The organism is Nocardia mexicana NBRC 108244 (genome assembly GCF_001613165.1).
Lineage (GTDB): Bacteria > Actinomycetota > Actinomycetes > Mycobacteriales > Mycobacteriaceae > Nocardia > Nocardia mexicana.
The window spans coordinates 80,383-98,696 of the sequence record NZ_BDBV01000079.1; the positions used below are offsets into that span (position 1 = coordinate 80,383).

Below are 18,314 nucleotides of genomic sequence, written 5' to 3' on the forward strand. Positions count from 1 at the left end.
CGCGACATCGTCGCTCGGAGCGGGTGATTCGGCGGGCGCCAGGTGGCGCACCTGCGGCGGTGCGAACTACAACGCCCAGACCGATTCCGCGTGAATCGGCACGCCGTGTCCCGGAAGGAGATGTCGCACCGGCAGTTTCGACAGCCGGTGCCGGGTTCGGTTCGCCGCGGTGCGGTCGACGGTATCCGGCGCGAACCGGGGACGTCCTGCTATCGACACGACTGCGTCGCCGGACAGCAGCGCGCCGGTGCGCTCGTTCCAGAACACGATGCTGTCGTCGGTGTGTCCCGGGGCGTGCAGCACGGTCCATTCCGGCGCGCCGGGCAGCGACATCCCCTCCTCGAGTCCCTTTCCCGGATCGGGTCCGGACCACAGCATGCCGCGCGGACCCCCGAATCCCGCCGACATGGTGGCCCGCACCGCGCCGATCGCGCCCTTGCGATCGAACGGCTGCCCGACCGGCAGCCGCCAGGCCCGCGCCATCTGTGCCGGCGAGGGCGTGCGCGGCCGGGTACCGCCGAGATAGGTCAGCGTCACCGCGGGCAGGTGAATTCGCGCGCTGTACCGGCGTGCCAGCGCGGCCGCACCACCCACGTGATCGCCGTGCCCGTGCGTAGCGGCCGCGATCCGCACGCTGCCGGGCATGCCCGCCGTCACCGATTCCAGATCATCGGCGATATTCGGCAGCCCCGGATCCACCGCGATGATCGTGTGGTCGTCGCCGGTGACGAGATAGCAGTTGAAGAACCATCGCGACACCCGGGTAACCGACAGCTCCGGCATCCGCTCGACGACCAGGCTCACGACGGTGAGTCCGCGGGCGCGACGACACGGGCGAGTCCGCGCACGGCGCCGGCGGTGAACGACCGCTGCAGCGGCCTGGCGATCCAGCGCGGGGCCGGGACTCGCGGCACCGCGCCGACACGCACGGTCAGCAGCGTGGAGCCTTGTGAAATCGGCTGCAGCTCATAGGATTCGACCGATGATTGGAACACCGGTACCGACATTCCGGTGAAGGTGTAGTCGAGCCGCTCGTCCTCCACGTAGGCGGTGAACTCCTCGCGCACGGTCAGCAGCGGGTTCAGCAACACCCGGGTCGCGCCGATCCCACGATGCGCGGTGTCGTACCGGAATCCGGCGACCCCCGGTAGCCAGGAGAAGCACGATTCGTCGACGAGCGCGGCGAAGACGACCGCGGGCGGGGCCGGCAGTTCCGCGTGCACGGTGACGCTGATGGGTGCGGTGGCCAGATAGTCGCCGGTCCACTCGGCCGGGATCGGCTCGAGTGCGAACCGCAACGGTTTCCCAACCTCGGTTTTCATGAATTCTCCTGTAGTTCATCGGTTTTCGGCGCCGCTCGACCGGCGGGCAGTTCTCGGACGAAGCGGGCCATTTCGGCGAGGGCGGGAGCCGACTCCGGCAGGACGCCGTAGACGGGAAAACTGTGTGGCTGCCGATCCCACAGTTGCAGGCGGCAGACGGCTCCGGCGTCGGCCAGCCGCCGTGCCATCAGTTCGGCGTCGCAGCGCAGCAATTCGCTGGTGCTCGCCTGGATGAGGACCGGCGGAAATCCACGCAGCTCGCCGTCGACCGGGGAAGCGGCGCGCAGGCCGCGGCCGGCGTCGACGATGAAGCGCCGCACCAGCCGCCGCATGGCGGTGGCCGACAGGAACACCTCGCTGCGCCGATTCGGCGATTCGAATTTCGCCGCGCAGTCGAAGTCGGCCCACGGCGACACCGCGATGACCCCGCCGGGCAGCGGCAGGTCCGCCACCCGCGCCGCCAGCAGTACCGCGAACGCCAGACCGCCCCCGCTGGAGTCACCCGCGCACACGATGCGGTCCGGCGAGAATCCACGTGACAGCAGATACCGGTAGGCCCGCACGCCGTCGTCGACGATAGCCGGCAGCGGCGTGGGCAGCATGCGGAAGCCGACCATGCACACCGGCGTATCGACCGCACCCGACAGTCGCGCCGCCATCCCGCGGAATGTTCGCAGCCCACCGGCGGCGAACGCGCCGCCATGGAAATACAGCACCGCCCGATCCGCTGTCTCCGGATTCGCCTCCGACCGCCACACCCATTCCAGATCGAGATCGGGCAGATGCACCGGGCGAACCGTGATGTCGGGAGGCAGGCGCAATAGGGCGCCCGGCAGGTCCGTCACCGCGGCCAGTCGCATATTCCAGGGCCTCGCGACAACCGACGAGACCTCGATGATCGAGCGGGCGACGGGCCGGAGCAGGGCGTTGATCAGCCGCGTCCGGCGGCTCGCGGGCCCGAACCATTCGACGACCAGGCCATCCGTCACCGTGCGGCCAGAGAGGACAACCGAATTCACGAGAATTACAATATGACAATGCCGTAAGAACAACAACCATGAGTGCCGCCTCGTCGCGCGACGGCACGGTGACACCCGGGTGCTAGGCTCGATCCGCCTGCGAAGAGGCTTCGCTACCTCGTCGCAGCTGTTCAGGTAGCCGTTGTCCATGTGGGGCCCGTGGACTCGACTCGGAAGAGGTGGCCGTGACGGCGGGGCGGAACACTCGCGCCAAGCGGCGATATGCACCCCGGTTGCCACTTCCGGAACGCCGCGAGCAACTGATGGACGTCGCGATGCGAATGATCGCGGAGTCCGGTTTCCAATCGGTCAGCGTCATGGCCGTCACTCGGCGGGCCGAGGTCACCCGACCGGTCTTCTACGACGCTTTCCCGAGCGTGGACGACCTGCTGCTCGCGTTGCTCGAGCGCGAGGGGCGGCGCGTCGCCGAGCAGATCGACTCGGTGTTCCCGCCCGAGATCGCCGAGCACGCAGAGGATTTCGACCTCGACTCCATCGTCGGTAACTTCCTGGCCCTGGTCGTGCGCCACCCCGACACCTGGCGGCTTGTCTTCTCCGCGGCCGAGGGCCTGCCGCGCGACGTGCGGGAGTGGATCGCCGCCAACCGCGAGGCCGTCCGCACCCGGCTCGCGGCGCTGCAGTCCAGACTCGCCGGCACCGGTCAGGCGCCCGCCGACCTGGATATCGAGGTGGCCTCGCAGCTGGTGATCGGATTCGCCGAGATGGCCAGCCGCCTGGTGCTCGAGGATCCGGGCCGCTATCCGCCCGAACGCATCGTGGACTTCTACACCACCACCATCCGCGCGGCCGGCCGGACGCTGGCGGACGACCCCGGCGGACCGTGATGGCGCGAAGGGTACGCCCGAGCGCCAGGCAGCGCCGCGACGAAATCCTCGACACCGCACTGGATCTGGTGATCGCGCAGGGATATCCGGGTTGCACGATGCAGTCCATCGCCCGCACGTTGGGCGTGACCCGCCCGGCGCTCTACGAGTACTACCGCGATCACGAACAGCTGCTCGCCGACCTGGTCGCCCGCGAACACCAGAAGGCCGTCGAGCTGGTGGTCCGATGCACCTCCGCCGCGGCCGAGGTCGAGGATCCGCGGCAGCTGTCGGAGGCCCTGCTGCGCGAATACTTCGACGCGGTGACGCAGGCGCCGCGCACCTGGCGGCTCATCCTCATCTCACCGGTGGGCGCACCGCAGCAGGTCCGCGACGATATCGACGCGGTCCGCCGCATGGTTCTCGAACAGCTACGTTTCGCCATCCGGTCGCTGCCCGCACCGTTCGGTGGCCCGGGCGCCGACTCCGAGCTGCTCGCGCTGTCGTTCATCGCCGGCGCCGAGGCCGCCGCCCGACTCGTCCTCGACGACCCCGGCCGCTTCCCGCCGGAACGCCTCACCGCGGTGCTTTCCGCGCTGGCCGGCCGTGTCACCCGGACCTGGCCGCACTGACCGATCCCGCGCACCGGCGCGCTGACCCCTGTTGACCGGAACTGCCGCTCGATCTACCGTCAATATGACACTGCCGTAAGTAGGAGCGTTCATGACAGCAGAAGCTTCGCCCGAGCACGAGGTGGCCGTCCTGGGTGGGGGATTCGCGGGACTCGGCGCGGGCGCGATGCTCACCCGGGCCGGCATCGAGGACTTTCTGATCATCGAGGGCACCGACTCCATCGGCGGCACCTGGCGCGACAACGTGTATCCCAATGTGGCCGTGGATGTCCCGTCGATGGCGTACCAGTTCTCGTTCGAGATGTACTCGGGGTGGTCACGGGTTTACGCGCCGGGCGAGGAGATCCGCCGCTACGCCGATCACGTCGCCGACAAATACCGGCTGCGCCGGCGCATCCGGTTCGGCACCGTGGTGGAACGGCTGGAATTCGACGAGGACCGGCAGTGGTGGCGGGTGCACACCTCGCACGGTGTGCGCACCGCCCGGTACGTGATCTCGGCGCTGGGCGGGCTCATCGAGCCGAAGATGCCCGACATCCCCGGGCTCTCCTCGTTCCAGGGCCCGGTCGTGCATTCCGCGCGCTGGCGCGACGATCTGGAGGTGGCCGGGCGCCGGATCGCCCTCATCGGCACCGGGGCCAGCGGCATCCAGATCGCACCGTGGCTGGCCGACAACGCCGGGAAAACCTATGTGTACCAGCGCACGCCGATCTGGGTGATGCCCAAGGCCGACGTGCCGATCCCGCGCCCGCTGCGCCTTGCGCTGGAACGGATTCCGCCGCTGCATACCGCGCTGTATCTGCTGGTGTCCGCCGCCGCCGAGGTGCTGATGACGCTGGGCGCGGTGTACAACCGGCAGTTGAAGCTGCTGACGAACATCGTGGAGGCGCTCGGACGGCTCTATATCCGCACCCAGGTGCCCGATCCGCGACTGCGTGAGCAGCTGACGCCGCGCTACGGCTTCGGCTGCAAACGGCCCTCGATGTCCAACGAATACCTGCGCGCGTTCGGGGAAGGCCGGGCCGACCTGGTGACCTCTCCCATCGAACAGGTCACCGCCACGGGTATCCGCACCGCCGACGGGGTGCACCGCGAGCTCGACGCCATCGTCTGCGCGACCGGATTCCTGGTGACCGAGGCGGAGAACATGCCGCGGGTGCCGACCGTCGGCCGCGGCGGTCGGGACCTGGGCAAGTTCTGGGAGGAGCAGCGGCTGCAGGCCTACGAGGGCAACACCGTGCCGGGCTTCCCCAACCTGTTCCACACCTTCGCCCCGTACTCGGTGATCGGCACGTCGTGGCTGTTCATGATCGAATATCAAGTCACGCATGCCATTCGGGTCATCACCGAGACGCGCCGCCGGGGTGCGGCCAGCGCCGAGATCCGGCGCGAGCACCACGACGAGTACTTCCGGCAGATTCTGCGCCGCATGCGCAACACCGTGTTCTTCTCCAACAACTGTGCCACCTCCAACAGCTACTACTTCGACAGGCACGGTGACGCCCCTCTGCTGCGCCCCTCGACCATGGCCGAAGCATGGTGGCGCGCAAGGAATTTCGACCTCGATCACTACCGGTACCGCACGGGGATCCCCGAGCAGGTGGGTTCGTGACTCGACTCGACACGCCGTCTCCGGCAGGTGATCTCGCACCGGATGCGCCACCGGCCTGTTCACCCCGGGTTCAGCTGAGGGTTGACGAGCCGGCGGAGCCGGTCGGGACACCCCAGGGGCCGTCCCCCTCGTCGTCCCAGTCCTCGTCCCAGTCGTCTTCCCAGGACACGCCGCCGGTCTGGTTCTGAGGTGTTACCGGGACGGGTTGTGCGGTGGCCGAGGGCGCGAACGACATTGCGGCCACGGTGGTGCCGAGTACGAGGATTCCCCCGGCGACGACTTTCTTCGTTCTGCTCGTTATGGTTTTCATGCACTGTCGCTCTCTGTCGATTCCATATTGAGGGTTTCGTTGTTCCGCCCCTCATGTCGATACTCGCCGGATTTCCCTGTCGACGTCGATCCGCCGAATAGGGGGAACCACCGACCGAACGGCTGGTTTCGACGAATCGACCGGTCCGGTACGGGGCTGCACGGCGGGCCGTGTTTCGGTCTGTTGGGGGATGTCGTGTTCCCGGTGTTTTCCTAGGCTCGGTGCGGTGGGTCGACCATGGTGTTCGGACCGGGTAGCCGGACGGTTGATGCTCGATCCACACCGCCTCGGGTGACCATCGCCCGAAAGCGGATCCCGGCGGTCTGCCGTCGCCGGAACCGGTGCGTGATCGCGACGTTCCTCCTCGGTTCACGATCACGCACCGGCCCATACGGGTAGCAATCCGCCGAGTGGCTGGAACTATCCGTCTGTCGGCTGGATTCGATCGCCACTCGGCGCGTTGCCGAGACCGCCGTCTTTGATGAACCTGGGGTTGTACCGTCGTGCGTGGTCAGCACATGACGGGCAAATTCGATACGACAGCGAAGCAGGTCATTCATGATTCGGGTGGTGATCGTCGATGACGAGGCGTTGGTGCGTTCCGGATTCGAGCTGATCTTGGGTTCGGCGCCCGATATCGAGGTGGCGGGGACGAGTGCGGGTGGCGGGGCGGTCGAGCTGATCGGTGCGCAGCGTCCGGATGTGGTGCTGCTGGATATCCGGATGCCGGAGGTGGACGGGCTGGCCGTGCTGCGCGAGGTGCGGGCGATGAGCGCACCGCCGGTGGTGGCCATGCTGACGACCTTCGACACCGACGAATACATCGTCACCGCACTGCGTTCCGGTGCGGCGGGCTTTTTGTTGAAGGACACCGAGCCGGACCAGCTGCCGCAGTTGGTGCGCACGCTGGCGGCCGGGGGAGTGGTCATGTCGCCGAAGGCGGCCGCGACATTGCTGCACGCGGACAACGCGCTGGGCCGGATGGCCGCCACCGACGCCGAGGTCGCGCGGGTCGATGCTCTCACCGGCCGGGAACGCGAGGTGCTCGTGCTGCTGGCCGAGGGGTTGTCCAACGCGGAGATCGGCCAGCGGATTTTTCTGAGCGTGGGAACGGTCAAGGATCATGTCAGTGCGATCCTGACCAAGTTGAGGGTCGGTAGCCGCGTGCAGGCGGCGCTGGTGGCGCAGCGCGCCGGACTGCTCACCGGGTCACCCGAGGGGCGATGATGCCGCGGCGGCCACCACAGTGGCTGATCGACGCCGCACTGGTGGCGATCGCGGTGGTCGACGCCTGGCTGGGCAGTGCTCATCTCGAGCCCGAAGATCTTGTAATGGCCGTGATCGCCTGTGCCGCACTGGTTTTCCGACGGCGGTGGCCGTTGCTCGCGTTCGTGTTGACGCTGCCGGCGGCGGCGCTGACCGAAATCGTCGTCGCGCCCGCCATCGCCCTCTACACCGTGGCCAAGCAGTCCGCCGATCGGATGGTGCCGCTGGGTTGCGCGGCCATGGTCGCCGTCGCCATAGCGGTGCCGAGCCCGTTCATGGAGCCCTTCCGCACCGACGCCATCGCCTATACCGCGTACGCGGTGGGGACGGCCGTCGCACCGGTCTTCTTCGGCCAATTGGTGCGCGCACGAGACGAACTCGCCCAGCGGCTGGTGGAGATCGAGCAGGCGCGTGATCACGAACGCCGGTTGCACGCGCAGGCCGTGCTGGCCCGCGAACGGGCGCAGATCGGCCGGGAGATGCACGATGTCGTCTCCCATCAGGTCAGCCTGATCGCCGTGCGGGCCGGGGCGCTGATGGTCGCCGCACCCGATTCCGGCACTCGGGATGCGGCACGCACGATCCGGGAACTGAGTGTCACCACCCTCGAGGAACTGCGGCATCTGGTGACGCTGCTGCGGGCATCGGGCGGCAGCAGCACCGAGCTCACACCCCAGCCGACGCTGGCCGACCTGCACACACTCATCGAATCCAGCGGTCTGCCCGTGGAATTGACCGGCACCCTGCCCGCCGACATCACCGGCGCGGCACAGCGCGCGATCTACCGCACGGTCCAGGAAGCGCTGACCAATGTCCGCAAGCACGCCTCCGGCGCCACCGCCGAAGTCCGCCTGTTCGCCGAGGCGGACCGGCTCGGTGTGGTCATCGCCAACACGCCGCCCACTCGGACCGCGATCCCGCTGCCCGGATCGGGCCACGGTCTCATCGGGCTGGCCGAGCGTGCGGAACTGCTGGATGGACAGCTGGACTGCGGTCGCACCGACGACGGTGGGTTCCGCGTCGAACTGCGGCTGCCGCGCGGCTGAATCATCAGCAGTGTCGGCACCCGTGCGTTGCTTACCCCTCCATCGGCAGGGGTTGATACCACCACCCGGCGGGTTCCTCCGCGGATATCGAGTCTGCAGAATCGGAGGTGCGCTGTGAGTCAGGCACAGCGCGCGCCACCGCTACCGGACGGCGGTGGCAGGCCGCGCCCGACGCGGAGACGACGGGTATCCGTGGCCCTACCCCTCACCGCGGATACCCGTCGGCACCGGCGATCACCGCGGCAGCGGCGACCGGGATCGCCGGATGGCGGACAGGTCCCGCCGGGTGGCTGGATCTCCCCGGTCGAATGGCTGGAAGTTCGCTAGTGCCGTGTGAGTGCGGCTGCGGGGAACTTACGGTCGAGGATATGGATAGTTCGCCGCATTTCGGGCGGCTTCGTGTGCTGTGGTCGTTCGTCGCTCCGCATCGTGGCGCGCTCGCCGTCGGGTGCGTGCTCGCGGTGCTGAGCGCTGCCGCGGGTCTGGCGACGCCCATGATCACGAAGTGGGTGCTCGACGCGGTGGGGTCGGGCGCCTCGCTGGTGACCCCTGTGGCGACGCTGCTGGCGCTGTCGGTGTTCAGCGCGTCGGTGCTGTGCTTCGAGTGGATTCTGCTGGGCACGGTCGGGGAACGCGTGGTGCTCGACGCACGGAAATCTCTGGTGCACAGGTACTTTCGGGCGACGATACCGTCGCTGACTCGTCGGCCGGTGGGTGAGCTGGTTACCCGGGTCACCTCCGACACGGTGCTGTTACACGAGGCGACGTCGTCGAGTCTGATCGGTTTGGTCAACGGCACGGTGATGCTGGTCGGCACGCTGGTGATGATGGCTGTGCTGGACCTGACGCTGTTCGCGGCCACGCTCGTGGCCGTGGCCGCAGTGGGTGTGCTGTTCCTGGCGTTGATGCCGGGTGTGGCGACCGAGCGCCAGCGGGCGCAGCAGCGTTTGGGCCTGGTCGGTGGCGCCTTGGAAGGGGCGTTGCACGCGATTCGCACGGTGAAGGCCGGCCGTGCCGAGCAGCGCCAGTCCGAGCGCATCATCGCCGACGCCCGGACGTCGACCGAGCATGCCCTGCGGGCGGTGCGCCGGGAGGCGATCGCGTCGGGGATCACGTGGACGGGTGTGGAGGTCGCGATCGTCGTGATCCTCGCCTTCGGCGCGTGGCGGGTCGGGCACGGCGCGCTCGCGTTGTCCAGCCTGGTCGCGTTCCTGCTGTACGCGTTCGCGCTGATCGAGCCGGTCACCGGGCTCGGGCAACAGGTGATGGAGCTGCAACGCGGTATCGCGGCGGCGGGCCGCATCCGCGAGATGGAACAGCTGGAGATCGAAACCGACTCCGCCGCAACCGGAACCGAGTGGCCAACCACCTCCGGTACGGACCCGGTGCTCGAATTACGCGGTGTCACAGCCGGTTACGAAGGCCGAGAAGCTCCCGCCCTGCGAAATATCGATCTGGTCGTGCCGGGGCGCGGGCATATCGCGGTCGTGGGCCCGTCCGGGTCGGGTAAGACCACGCTGCTGTCGCTGATCATGCGTTTCCTGGAACCGCGGCAGGGCACGCTGACGTTGCACGGGCGGCCGTACGCCGACTACGGGCATGCCGGGGTGCGGGCGCGACTGGCCTACGTCGAACAGGACACCCCGGTGGTCCCGGGAACCATCCGGGAGAACCTGCTCTACTCCTGCCCCGAGGCCTCCGAGGAGGACCTCGCCACGGTCGTGCGGGCGACCCGGCTGCAGGAGGTGATCGCCGCACAGGAATACGGTCTGGACACGCCGCTGAGTTCGTCGTCGGTCTCCAGCGGCCAACGCCAGCGCATCGCCGTCGCGCGGGCGCTGCTCGGCGCACCCGACGTACTGCTGCTCGACGAGGCGACCGCCCACGCCGACGGCATCACCGAAGCCGCGATTCACGAGTGCATCCGTCAGCGGGCGCGGGTGGGCGCCGTAATCACTGTGGCGCACCGACTTTCGACGGTCGTCGACGCCGACCACATCGTGGTGCTGCAGGACGGCCGTATCCGCGCCCAGGGCTCGCATGCCGAGCTGGTGGAAACCGATGAGCTGTACCGCGAGCTGGTGAGCGCGTTGCGGATCGAGGAACGCGCCGCGGTCCGCTGAGGTAGGCGGGTCGGCCCTGCGGGACGAACTCGATCGTGTTCGGGCTGTTGGCATTCAACATCCTGAACGACGAGCAGGCCGGGTGACGCGTGCGGCGTGTCACCCGGTCAGGGGAAGGTCAGCGGATGTATTTCGCGGGCTTGGTGGCGATGTTGAGCAGGTACTCCAGAGGTCCGCGGCGGAAGTAACGGGACCAGATCGTAGCGAACACGGTGACTACGAGGATCAGCACGAGCAGTGGCGCCCAGGAGGTCTGACTGTCGCCGTCGGGACCGGCGGGCATGGACAGCGCGGACATGGCGACGAAGTGGCCGACGTAGGCGGTCAGGGACATGGCGCCCACGGCGATGAGCGGCGCCGCCAGGCGGCGCAGCCACGGCAGCCGGTCCATTGCCGCCGTCGCGCCCACGATCACGAGGATCGCGACGCCCACGCTGCCGATGATGTCGAAGGTCGTGCCGCTGTGCGGTCCGGCCAGCAACAGCGACGACGCCCCCTGGGAGGGGAACGCGCTGCCCGCCCCGGGCGCGCTACCTGTGGAGGGTGGCATGGACTCCGCCATACTCTTCAGCGCCTCCGGGCCGCCCAGCAGCCGGGACATGCCGTAAGCGAGCAAGGTGAGGGTGGCGCCGAGTGCGGCCACGCGCACCCGCACCGCGGTGGCGGCCACGTCGAGTCGGGCCAGCGCCATGCCGGCGATGACGAACGGCATCCAGGTGATGGTCGGGTACATGCCGGTGAGCAGCAGATCGAGAACGCCTACATTGCTGAGCTTTTCGAGCGGGTCGTAGGCGTTGATGCTCTGCTGGATCGAATCGGTCAGGGCCCATTTCAGCAGGAACGCCAGCTGCGGGGTGATGAGCGCGAGCGCGGCCGCGATGATCGCGAGTGTCTTGGCACTCAGCCGGACCAGCGGCAGGGCCAGTAGGAAGAAGACCCCGTAGAAGGCCAGGATCACCACGTCCCCGTAGACCATCGTCATCGCGGTGCCCACCGTGATGAGGACCAGGGCGCGGATCGCGATCCGGGCTTTCGCCTGCCGGCCCGCCAGACCGGTCTTCGGGTTCCGCCTCCCGGCGATCAGCAGGAGTGAAAACCCGGCGAGGGTGGCGAACAGCACCGAGGAGTGGCCGTCGGCCAGGTACCGAATCCAGCTGCCGACTCCGTCGGTGGCCGACAGCGGGGGACCGACGTGCACGGTGTACATGCCGAACACCGCCAGCGCCCGGGCCAGGTCCACCCCGACCAGCCGCGCTGTCGAGGGACCCGGCGTGGTGTCTGCGGGCGTCGGTGCGGGCTGCGGAGGTGTCTCCTGCGGCTTCGTCGAGGTCATACGGACAATGTCGCCGTCGCGGCGGGCGGTGGACCATCCGGCAGGTTTCGGTTTCCGCCCCGCCGATCGGCGGAATCTGGTCTGTCAACGCGGGCGACAACTTTCGGAACAGTCCGAGGGGTGACACCGCGGTGCCACCCCTCGGAAAAGAACTCAGCCGCTACCGGGATGAGCCGCTGGGCGGCATTGCGGGCCCGCCCTGTTTGTCACTTGCCCGGTGCCGGGACGAACGGCTGGTTGATCGTGGTGAAGTATTGCGCTGCGGCCAGGATGGCCACGGGGGCGGTGACCAGGATCTGTCCGGCCAGGGTGCCCAGGGCGCCGATGGCGACGATGCCGCCGAGGCAGCCGACCACCGCGGCGGGGACGAACGGGCCGAACATGCCGACGATGGTGGCGGCGGCGACGGTCGCGCCCGCGATACCACCGAGCACGCAGCCCACGGCGCCGCCGGCGATCCCGCCGACCAGCGTTCCGATCGTGGCGCCCGCGCTGATGGTGCTGGTCATGCGAGACCAGGCGGCCAGTTCGCGATCGTAGGGGGTTTTGAACGGGGCCTGATCCTCGTACGGCAGGGCCACCGGCTGGTAGGTGGCGTGGGCGAGATCGAACCGGGGAGTCAAAGTGGCGGTCCGGTCGTGAATCTCGGTGGCGATCGGGAACACGAAGTCGTCCACGCGGAACGACAGTTCCGTACCGGCCAGCACCGCTCCGTTCGATGCCTTGATCTTGAAAACGCCGTCCTCGACGGCCATTGCTCCCGCGTCGGTCGAAATGATCGTCGACTCTCGGTTTGTCGTCGTCGTGTAATGCACAGCCTCGGCATCGGTGGGCGCGGCGCCCGCGATTCCGGCCGTGGCGGCCAGGCAGCTGGCGAACAGTGCCCCGGCGGTAGTGGTTTTCCTCATCAATTTCCCTCATTCAACGTGCTCTCGGGCAGGCCGGTGACGTTATTTCTGGTTCGGGACGACCTGTTCGAGAGGACCTACGGCGTCCGGCAAGTATTCGGGCGCGAATGATCGCTCCGCTATCCGCCGACTAGCGGTCCGCTATCCCCCAACTGTCGGAAAATCGATCGATCGCCCATTTGCGAGCGAATTCGGCCCTGGGGCGGCAGCTGGGCACCTTCGCCGTCGAAAGCGCGCTACTTGCCAGTGGCAGGTAGTGCCGTCTAGGCTCGGCTCTCAGTCGAAACTGCCACTGGCAGGGAAGGGTCTGGAAATGACGTTCTCGATGCAGCTCTCCGATGATCAGCGCGATCTGATCGATTGGTCGCGCCGATTCGCCACCGAGGTCATGCGGCCCGCCGCGGAAGATGCGGACGAGCGCGAGGAAGTGCCGTGGGGCGTGGTGGAGGAGGCTGCGAAGATCGGCTTGTACAGCTGGGATGCGATGGCTCAGATGTCGGGTGATCCTTCCGGATTGTCGTTGTCGCTGCTGGCCGAGGAGTTGTTCTGGGGCGATGCCGGTACTGCGATGGTCATGTTCGGCACCAACCTCGCTGTGGGTGGTCTGTTGTCGGCGGGCACCGGTGATCAGATCGCGGAGTGGGCGCCGCAGATGTATGGCGATGCCGCCGAGCCGCAGGTCGCGGCCTTTTGTGTCTCCGAGCCGGAGGCGGGGTCGGATGTGTCGAATCTGCGGACCCGTGCCCGGTACGACGAACGCACCGACGAGTGGGTCATCAATGGACAGAAGGCGTGGATCACCAATGGCGGCATCGCGTCGACGCATGTCGTTGTCGCGGCGGTGGAGCCGGAGCTGAAGGCGCGCGGGCAGGCCACATTCATCATTCCCGAAGGCATATCGGGCATTCAGAGCACTCGGAAGATCAAGAAGCTGGGGCTGAAGGCATCTCATACGGCCGATGTGTTCTTCGACGAGGTCCGAGTGCCGGGCCGATGCCTGCTCGGAGGGCGAGACAAACTCCGAGAGCGCCTGGCGCGGGCACGCGAAGGCACTCGAACCAGCACGCAGAACGCGATGCAGACGTTCGAATTGACTCGCCCGATCGTCGGCGCCCAGGCATTGGGCATTGCTCGCGCGTCCTACGATTACGCGCTGGATTACGCCAAGAACAGGGTGGCGTTCGGGCGCCCGATCATCGAAAACCAAGCGATTGCCTTCACTCTTGCCGATATGCGTACCGAGATCGACGCGGCCCGGCTGCTCGTCCATCGAGCCGCGTGGATGGGACGAAACGGGCAACCGTTCGCCGGTGGGGAGGGATCGATGTCCAAGCTGAAGGCGAGCGAGGTGGCGGTGTGGGCGGCCGAGCGCGCGGTCCAGATCCTGGGTGGCGCCGGTTACAGCCGCGATCACCCTGTCGAGCGGTTCTACCGCGACGCGAAGATATACACGATCTTCGAGGGCACGTCCGAGATCCAGCGGCTCGTCATTTCGCGCGCACTGTCCGGCGTCCACATCCGATGACCACCCGATGAGCGGGCGTGGTCCATACTTCCCTCATGCCCGATGACGTTGCTCACCGCGCGGATACCGCTACTCGATCGGGCGCGCGGGAGCGAGTGCTGCGCGCCGCCATCGACGAACTGACCGAGGTGGGATCGGAGCGAGCGAGCCTGCGATCAATCGCACGCCGGGTCGGAATCACGCACCAAGGAATTGCGCACTACTTTCCCGATCGGACATCGTTGTTCACCGAAATTGCGGTCAACGGGTTCGAAGAACTCGTCCGGCGTTCTCGGCGGGCCCTGGAACCGGCCGAGGTGCCCATGCCGATCGGCACGCCGGTGGCTGCACTCGGTCAGGTGTACGTCGAGTTCGCCAGAGACCGACCGGCTCAGTTCGGTCTCATGTTCGGATCCGGCCTGGTCGATCGACACGCCGAAGCGCTGACCGACGCCCGGCAGCGCATGTGGAAGCTGCTGCTCGCGGTTGTGTCGGCCGAATGCGAAAAAGGCTGGGGCGCCGGTGTCGAACCACGCATCCTCGCCGTGGCGTGCTGGGGATCCGCCCACGGACTGGCAACGCTGGAACGCGTCGAGGGCGACGCCCTGCCGAGATCGACAGGCTCCGAAGATGTCCTCCAACTGATCACCCACGCAGTGGGACATCGCTGACACCGCGACTCCTTCGCGATTCGAGCGTCGTGTCCGACCTGCGCGAACGATGTTCCCTCCAGTGCCCCCGGCAGGACACGCAAAACATGGGCAAGCGATTACGGATCTCGCGCTCCAGTCCGTCAGAGAAGTCGCACGGAGACCAACCCGTACAACTCCATCCAGGCGTTCGCCCTGCGTGCATCCGAGTTCGATCAGGCCGTTTGGTTCGCACGTATACACGAAAGGTACGAACACTATCGATCGACGGAGATGACAGCGGAATGGCTGGCAAACTATCGTGCTCGCAGATGTCTCCGTCTGCTCAAGCATATTGTAAAGGCTGTACCCGCTTATCGTGGCATCGAGTACGATCAGAGGGCGGATATCGATGAGATGTTACTGTCGTTCCGACCTGTGTGCAAGACAGATATCCGGGACGACTTTCTCGATCACTGCAATGATGATGTCACCTTGTCGGAATGTCGACTGATTACAACGTCGGGTACCTCCGGCCAACCGTTCAAATTCATACGCACCAGAGAGCAGATGGTCGACGGCCATGCACTTGGCTGGATCAGGGACATCAGGTGGGGCATCCCGTTCGGTGGTCGCGTTATCCGACCGAGTCAAGATTGGCTGACCGATTGGTTCGAGCATACCGTACCAGCAGAACGGCTGACGCGGGTTGTTCAGTTCGGTGAAGTAGCTGATGCACAGCGGAGGGCTGAACTCGCACGGCGGTCGCGGGACTTCGCTCCCCAAGTGGTGGCTGGCCATCCTTCCTATTTGCGAAGGTTCGTGAGACTGCTCGCCGAGAACGGTGAGTCTATCGACGACGTCGAGGCGATCCTGACTTTCGGTGAGACGCTGGAGCCGGGGGTCCGTCAAGATCTGGAATCCGCGCTCAATGCACCTTTGTATGACAGTTATGGACTGAAAGAGTTTGGCACGGTCGCCGCCCAGCATCCTGCTTGTGGCATGTACCACATGACGGACGAGAGTCTGTACGTCGAGATACTCGACACCTCGGGCTCAAGAGTACCGGACGGGGAGATCGGTGAAATCACGATCACAGATTTCACAAATACTGCCATGCCGTTCGTTCGCTATCGAACCGGCGATACCGGCGCTCTGCGTCGTACGCCATGCACGTGTGGCGACCCTCACATGGTATTGGACTTGATTGAGGGTCGGGCAACCGATGAATTCGTTCTTCCTGACGGCGTAAGAGTCGCCGTCGGACCGCTGACGCGACTCACCCGGAACTATCCGGTGCGAAGCTTCCAGTTCGTAGCTGATGAAGGCGGGCAGCTGGCATTGAACATCGAGCCATTGCCCGCATTCGTTGCGGAGCAGGCGACGGATCTGGCCGCGTGTCTATCCAACCTACTGCCAGGAGCGGTGTCGCTGAAACTGTCTCTCGTCGACCGATCGGAATTTGCGGTTTCACCGAGCGGAAAAATGGTGGATTTCCTGGACCGAACCAGTATTGACTCGGTTGCCGGTAGAACTTTGCCGTCGGAAAAGGGAAGGAGGTGAATGTAATGTCGAAGGAGCAGATCATCGCATCGCTGAAGCGCGGTGTCGGCGCTGACACGGGCGCGGGAGCTTTCTAAGCTCGCCCATCCACGCGGGGCTGCCGCCGAAAGATGGCAGCCCCGCCTCGTGCGTGGTTGAACAGGTAAAGTTTGTCGTTCGCGTGTGTAGTGCGAGTCGGTTCTCATTCTGATTTGCTAAAGATCATTGGAATAACATGACAATCACTGTGCAGCAGATTATCAGGCGATCGAAGAGCGCAATTCATGGCCTGCATCCGCCTGCAGAGTTGCCTCGAATTCTTGTCGTTCAGACACTAACGTACGCTATCGGCTCCGGCTTCTACACTGCGGGTAGCGCGGTGTTCTTCATCATCTACGCGGGCTTGTCCCCGAGCCAATTGGCGACAGGAGCGTCGGTAGTCGGCGCGGTTTGCCTCCTTGCACAGGTACCGATCGGTATCGCGGTCGATCGGATCGGTGGAAGAACAGCATGGTTATTGGGCGCAATCGGGCAGGCAGTGAGCTTCGCGTGCTATCTCTTCGTCAGCGGTTTCGCGAGCTTTCTCGTGGTGGCGACCTGCACCGGTTTGTCTGCTCAGATGGGAAACCTCGGTCGCGGACGATTCCTCGGAGAGCTTCTGTCGGCTGAGGCACGCGTAACAGTGAGTGCATATTTGAGGTCGCTGCTTAATCTTGGCCTCGGACTCGCCACTGGAGCGTCCGCTCTTCTTTTGTCGCTTCAATCGCGGCAGGCAATGGCCGTCGTCGTCATTGTGAATTCCATGAGCTTCATCGTCGATGCTGCCCTGCTGAGCGCACGCTTCATTCCTGACACGTCGTCGGTGGTTGCCGACCGAGGATCATCGAGACGAGTACGGACGGCCATCAGGGACCGTCCATTCGTTGCAGTCTCGCTCTTGAATGGCATGCTGCGCACCGGCGAGATCCTCCTGACACTGATTCTTCCGGTCTGGCTGCTGCGTATGACCGACGGTCCGCGTGTCGTGATTCCCGTCGCGCTATTGATCAACATGATCATGGTGGTGATGTTTCAGGTGCACGTGAGCCGAGGCTGCGACAACGTGCGTACCGCTGCGCGTCGGCAGTATCTGTCTGGTCTTGCGACTTCGGTCGGATGTGCGTTGTTTCTACTCGACTGGTACGCAGACGGTGCGGTTGTATGGATTCTGATACCGGCCGCGACCGTGTTCGTCACGCTTGGCGAGCTTTTGGTGATGGCGGCGGCCTGGGGGTTGTCGTACGGTCTAAGCCCGGCAGAACACCGTGGCGAGTATCTTGCGGTGTTTGGATTGGGTTTCCAGTTATCGAACGTCATCGCCCCCGTAGTATTCACGGCCGCTCTATTCACTGCACCGCCTTCGGGCTGGTTGATATTGGGGGGATTTTTCGTCATGGTTTCTGCTATCAGCGTCCGAGCAACGTCCTTGCATCGGGGAGCCGCCACCTGATCCGTTTCGTTTGATCAGGTGGTTGCAGCGCGTGCCGGATCTCGAGCCTCGATATCAGGACAATCCATAGCGGTGCCTGTGAAACTCCCATGCGTCGTTGACGATGTCGAAAAGGTCTGGGCGTTGGGGCTTCCATCCCAAGACGCGGTGCGCCTTTTCGCTGGATGCGATGCACAGTGCAGGGTCGCCGGGCCGACGACCGGCGACTTCGACAGGAAAGTCCACTCCGGTCACCTTCTTCACGGTGTCTATGACTTCTCGGTTGGTATAACCGGTGCCATTGCCCAAATTGTAGACCTCGAACCTGCCGGTCTGCACCGATTCGAGGGCGAGGAGATGGGCGGAGGCGAGATCGGTGACGTGGATGTAGTCGCGTACGCAGGTTCCGTCTCGCGTCTCGGAGTAGTCGGTGCCGAACAAAGTGAATGATTCTCGTTGTCCCCCTGCGGTTTGCAGGAGGATCGGGATCAGATGCGATTCCGGTTCGTGACGCTCGCCCAGGTACCTTCCATCGGTGGTTCGGACAGCGCCCGACGCATTGAAGTAGCGCAGGGACGCTGCTCCCAGCGTTTGCGAGGAACCGCACTCACCGGCGATCATGTTGTCGACAGTGGCTTTGGTCGCGGCGTAAGGGTTCTTCGGGCGCACTTCGGCATCCTCGTCGAACGCGGTTCGGCCATCGCCGGTGTACATCGAGCCGGTGCCGGAGAAGATCATCCGTGGTACCCGCGCGGCCCGGATAGCGCGCAACAGCG

General features: G+C 65.8%; 17 protein-coding genes. 10 read left to right on the forward strand and 7 right to left on the reverse strand.

Annotated elements, in window-relative coordinates; genetic code table 11:
- Positions 1–66 precede the first annotated feature (66 nt).
- From NM1_RS29525 to NM1_RS29535, 3 genes are read right to left on the reverse strand one after another with little or no spacing between them, the layout of a single operon-like run.
- Positions 67–804 (reverse strand): MBL fold metallo-hydrolase, encoded by a 738-nt coding sequence (locus NM1_RS29525; RefSeq protein WP_068027144.1) that lies wholly within the window; start codon positions 802–804, stop codon positions 67–69.
- Positions 801–1,322, reverse strand: a complete 522-nt coding sequence (locus NM1_RS29530) for an SRPBCC family protein (protein WP_068027147.1) — start codon at positions 1,320–1,322, stop codon at positions 801–803. Before NM1_RS29530 ends, NM1_RS29525 begins: the two co-directional genes overlap by 4 nt.
- Positions 1,319–2,341 carry an alpha/beta hydrolase gene (locus NM1_RS29535; protein ID WP_169814341.1) on the reverse strand — a complete coding sequence of 341 codons (1,023 nt, stop codon included), beginning with the start codon at positions 2,339–2,341 and terminating at the stop codon, positions 1,319–1,321. Before NM1_RS29535 ends, NM1_RS29530 begins: the two co-directional genes overlap by 4 nt.
- Positions 2,342–2,574: 233 nt before the next feature.
- Here NM1_RS29535 and NM1_RS29540 point away from each other — a divergent pair, with 233 nt between their 5' ends.
- From NM1_RS29540 to NM1_RS29550, 3 genes are all read left to right on the forward strand, one after another.
- Complete coding sequence (locus tag NM1_RS29540) at positions 2,575–3,186, forward strand: TetR/AcrR family transcriptional regulator (protein ID WP_147289126.1); 612 nt, start codon at positions 2,575–2,577, stop codon at positions 3,184–3,186.
- Positions 3,186–3,797 carry a TetR/AcrR family transcriptional regulator gene (locus tag NM1_RS29545; protein WP_068027153.1) on the forward strand — a complete coding sequence of 204 codons (612 nt, stop codon included), beginning with the start codon at positions 3,186–3,188 and terminating at the stop codon, positions 3,795–3,797. Before NM1_RS29540 ends, NM1_RS29545 begins: the two co-directional genes overlap by 1 nt.
- A 91-nt stretch (positions 3,798–3,888) precedes the next feature.
- On the forward strand, positions 3,889–5,409 hold the full coding sequence (locus NM1_RS29550) for a flavin-containing monooxygenase (protein WP_068027156.1): 1,521 nt from the start codon (positions 3,889–3,891) through the stop codon (positions 5,407–5,409).
- Between the two features lie 70 nt (positions 5,410–5,479).
- Here the strand turns inward: NM1_RS29550 and NM1_RS29555 are convergent, their stop codons facing one another.
- A complete protein-coding gene (locus tag NM1_RS29555) occupies positions 5,480–5,719 on the reverse strand; it encodes a hypothetical protein (RefSeq protein ID WP_068027157.1) in 240 nt (79 codons plus the stop codon).
- Between the two features lie 558 nt (positions 5,720–6,277).
- On the opposite strand from NM1_RS29555, the gene NM1_RS29560 reads away from it, so the two are divergent.
- The 3 genes from NM1_RS29560 to NM1_RS29570 all read left to right on the forward strand — a co-directional run bounded on the left by NM1_RS29560 (position 6,278) and on the right by NM1_RS29570 (position 10,154).
- The gene (locus NM1_RS29560) at positions 6,278–6,946 is read left to right on the forward strand and encodes a response regulator (protein ID WP_068027160.1); all 669 of its coding nucleotides are present in this window, start codon (positions 6,278–6,280) and stop codon (positions 6,944–6,946) included.
- Positions 6,946–8,031 (forward strand): sensor histidine kinase, encoded by a 1,086-nt coding sequence (locus NM1_RS29565; RefSeq protein WP_068027216.1) that lies wholly within the window; start codon positions 6,946–6,948, stop codon positions 8,029–8,031. Before NM1_RS29560 ends, NM1_RS29565 begins: the two co-directional genes overlap by 1 nt.
- Before the next feature lie 368 nt (positions 8,032–8,399).
- Positions 8,400–10,154 (forward strand): ABC transporter ATP-binding protein, encoded by a 1,755-nt coding sequence (locus tag NM1_RS29570; RefSeq protein WP_068027163.1) that lies wholly within the window; start codon positions 8,400–8,402, stop codon positions 10,152–10,154.
- 118 nt (positions 10,155–10,272) lie between these two features.
- Here the strand turns inward: NM1_RS29570 and NM1_RS29575 are convergent, their stop codons facing one another.
- Both NM1_RS29575 and NM1_RS29580 read right to left on the reverse strand, forming a co-directional pair.
- On the reverse strand, positions 10,273–11,487 hold the full coding sequence (locus NM1_RS29575; protein ID WP_084520162.1) for a DUF418 domain-containing protein: 1,215 nt from the start codon (positions 11,485–11,487) through the stop codon (positions 10,273–10,275).
- 206 nt (positions 11,488–11,693) lie between these two features.
- Entirely contained in the window at positions 11,694–12,395 is a 702-nt protein-coding gene (locus NM1_RS29580; RefSeq protein ID WP_068027166.1) for a DUF8020 domain-containing protein, read from the reverse strand.
- Between the two features lie 313 nt (positions 12,396–12,708).
- Between NM1_RS29580 and NM1_RS29585 the strand changes: the two genes are divergently transcribed.
- The 4 genes from NM1_RS29585 to NM1_RS41560 all read left to right on the forward strand — a co-directional run bounded on the left by NM1_RS29585 (position 12,709) and on the right by NM1_RS41560 (position 17,559).
- Positions 12,709–13,920: an acyl-CoA dehydrogenase family protein gene (locus NM1_RS29585; RefSeq protein ID WP_068027171.1), complete on the forward strand. Its 1,212-nt coding sequence runs from the start codon at positions 12,709–12,711 to the stop codon at positions 13,918–13,920.
- A gap of 35 nt (positions 13,921–13,955) precedes the next feature.
- The gene (locus NM1_RS44830) at positions 13,956–14,570 is read left to right on the forward strand and encodes a TetR/AcrR family transcriptional regulator (RefSeq protein ID WP_068027174.1); all 615 of its coding nucleotides are present in this window, start codon (positions 13,956–13,958) and stop codon (positions 14,568–14,570) included.
- Positions 14,571–14,822: 252 nt separating this feature from the next.
- Positions 14,823–16,091, forward strand: coding sequence for a phenylacetate--CoA ligase family protein (locus NM1_RS42580; protein ID WP_114699840.1), 1,269 nt, complete (start codon positions 14,823–14,825; stop codon positions 16,089–16,091).
- A 214-nt stretch (positions 16,092–16,305) separates the two neighbouring features.
- Positions 16,306–17,559, forward strand: a complete 1,254-nt coding sequence (locus tag NM1_RS41560; RefSeq protein WP_084520163.1) for an MFS transporter — start codon at positions 16,306–16,308, stop codon at positions 17,557–17,559.
- Between the two features lie 54 nt (positions 17,560–17,613).
- Here NM1_RS41560 and NM1_RS29600 read toward each other — a convergent pair.
- A partial coding sequence (locus NM1_RS29600) for an NAD-dependent epimerase/dehydratase family protein (protein WP_068027221.1) occupies positions 17,614–18,314 on the reverse strand: 701 nt, incomplete at its 5' end.

Bases quoted from the DNA above. Each gene is read 5' to 3' on its own strand.
- NM1_RS29530 (WP_068027147.1), bottom strand. From the start codon at position 1,322: ATGAAAACCGAGGTTGGGAAACCGTTGCGGTTCGCACTCGAGCCGATC.
- NM1_RS29545 (WP_068027153.1), top strand. From the start codon at position 3,186: ATGGCGCGAAGGGTACGCCCGAGCGCCAGGCAGCGCCGCGACGAAATC.
- NM1_RS29550 (WP_068027156.1), top strand. From the start codon at position 3,889: ATGACAGCAGAAGCTTCGCCCGAGCACGAGGTGGCCGTCCTGGGTGGG.
- NM1_RS29555 (WP_068027157.1), bottom strand. From the start codon at position 5,719: ATGAAAACCATAACGAGCAGAACGAAGAAAGTCGTCGCCGGGGGAATC.
- NM1_RS29560 (WP_068027160.1), top strand. From the start codon at position 6,278: ATGATTCGGGTGGTGATCGTCGATGACGAGGCGTTGGTGCGTTCCGGA.
- NM1_RS29565 (WP_068027216.1), top strand. From the start codon at position 6,946: ATGCCGCGGCGGCCACCACAGTGGCTGATCGACGCCGCACTGGTGGCG.
- NM1_RS29570 (WP_068027163.1), top strand. From the start codon at position 8,400: ATGGATAGTTCGCCGCATTTCGGGCGGCTTCGTGTGCTGTGGTCGTTC.
- NM1_RS29575 (WP_084520162.1), bottom strand. From the start codon at position 11,487: ATGACCTCGACGAAGCCGCAGGAGACACCTCCGCAGCCCGCACCGACG.
- NM1_RS29580 (WP_068027166.1), bottom strand. From the start codon at position 12,395: ATGAGGAAAACCACTACCGCCGGGGCACTGTTCGCCAGCTGCCTGGCC.
- NM1_RS29585 (WP_068027171.1), top strand. From the start codon at position 12,709: ATGACGTTCTCGATGCAGCTCTCCGATGATCAGCGCGATCTGATCGAT.
- NM1_RS44830 (WP_068027174.1), top strand. From the start codon at position 13,956: ATGCCCGATGACGTTGCTCACCGCGCGGATACCGCTACTCGATCGGGC.
- NM1_RS42580 (WP_114699840.1), top strand. From the start codon at position 14,823: ATGACAGCGGAATGGCTGGCAAACTATCGTGCTCGCAGATGTCTCCGT.
- NM1_RS41560 (WP_084520163.1), top strand. From the start codon at position 16,306: ATGACAATCACTGTGCAGCAGATTATCAGGCGATCGAAGAGCGCAATT.